Here is a 1084-nt window from a genome sequence, read left to right on the forward strand (position 1 = left end):
CCGTAACAAATCATACTTGATGAACAGTGGCAGCATTATTTCTTATGAATTTATTTATCGTGGCTACTACCCGGCAGCCCTTGATCAATTACCTAATTCAAGAGTCAAAAAAGATTCCGAAGGTGAAATCGTCAAAACAGCCGATGGTGGTGTAATCATTTACGGTCAAATGTTCTTCAATGGTGCAAAAATGTGGGTTCAAGGCCAAGGTAGCAAGGTCACCGTTAAGGCTCCGCAATCGTTGATTACTGCAATTAAAGATGAATTGCAGGAAACATTGAATGGCTATGAAAAATAACTTGACCGTGACTTAACTATTTTTGCCTTAAACGTGTATCAAAACATGGCTTTTTCTTCTTGAAATAGACAAATGGTCCCAGTAATCTGATTTTGGATTGCTGGGGTCATTTGTTTTAAGTGGAAAAAAACTATGTTTTGTTCCGAATTTTTTTTACTTATTAATGAGTTCAATTTTACTTTTACCATCGCCAAGTTTTTTGACAAGTAGTTGTTGGCCGATACTTTGTTTCATCGATTCGATATGACTGATAACGCCGACCATCCGGTTTTTACCAATATCCTCAAGAGCGTTCATGGCTTCATCAAGGGTTTCATCGTCAAGTGAACCGAAACCTTCGTCAACAAAGAGGGCATCTATTTGTACACCATTAGCTGATGATTGAACGACTTCGCTTAATGAGAGTGCAATTGATAAGGCAGCAATAAACGTTTCACCACCAGATAAAGTATCTGATGAGCGGATGGCGTTGGTTTCACGATCATAAACATTGATATCAAGGCCGTGGTCACGTTGCTTATCAGCCGCTTTTTCGGAAATGACAAATGAGTAACGATTATGTGATAGACGATTTAAGAAAGTGTCGTTAGCGTATGACAAAATCTTTTGAAGATAATTTTGAACGACGTACGTCTCGAGTTTTAACTTACTATCGTTACCATCTTTACCATTAACAACGTTGTAAAGACTAGTAATAGCAGCTAATTCTTTGGCAAATTCACCTTGCTTCTTCATAATACTTTGGACTTTATCGAAACTCTTTTGAGTATTCGTGAAGTCAGTTTT

The 1084-nt window shown here is 37.6% G+C and carries 1 protein-coding gene and 1 pseudogene; one reads left to right on the forward strand and one right to left on the reverse strand.

The genetic code is table 11. The annotated features are described in order from the left end of the window. Window positions 1-298 (forward strand): annotated as a pseudogene (locus FHL06_RS14515) (hypothetical protein); the annotation flags it as partial. 153 nt (window positions 299-451) lie between these two features. Here the strand turns inward: FHL06_RS14515 and FHL06_RS13985 are convergent. Beyond that, window positions 452-1084, reverse strand: a 633-nt coding sequence (locus FHL06_RS13985; RefSeq protein WP_272950478.1) for an SbcC/MukB-like Walker B domain-containing protein, incomplete at its 5' end; no start/stop codon positions are given.

This window comes from Companilactobacillus halodurans (genome assembly GCF_009600985.1).
In the GTDB taxonomy this organism is placed as follows: Bacteria; Bacillota; Bacilli; order Lactobacillales; family Lactobacillaceae; genus Companilactobacillus; species Companilactobacillus halodurans.